General features: G+C 62.7%; 1 pseudogene. It reads right to left on the bottom strand.

The annotated features are described in order from the left end of the window. Positions 1–42: 42 nt before the first annotated feature. A pseudogene (locus AAEZ09_RS28870) lies at positions 43–249 on the bottom strand (BMP family ABC transporter substrate-binding protein); the annotation flags it as partial.

Here is a 249-nt window from a genome sequence, read left to right as displayed (position 1 = left end):
GATGAATAATGCCACGTCCGGGTACTAGTCTGACAGTTCCTAGAAGGTGTCCGAGTAGCCGAAGGCGGTGCCGATGATGACGTTGGCGCCGCGCTGGATCAGCCGGTCCACCGCCGGGCGGATCGAGGAAGCGTTCTCCGGCACGCTCTCGACGTACTGGATCTTGGTATCCAGCTCGGTTTCGAGCTTCTGCCGCGCCTCGTCGAAGGCCTGGGTCCAGCCGCCGTCGTTGCGTGGGCTGATGTAGAG

The sequence above is a fragment of the Pseudomonas sp. 65/3-MNA-CIBAN-0223 genome, from assembly GCF_040310425.1.
Classification (GTDB): domain Bacteria; phylum Pseudomonadota; class Gammaproteobacteria; order Pseudomonadales; family Pseudomonadaceae; genus Aquipseudomonas; species Aquipseudomonas gregormendelii.
The sequence above is the reverse complement of the archived record's forward strand: the minus strand, read 5'-3'. Positions and strand labels throughout refer to the sequence as shown.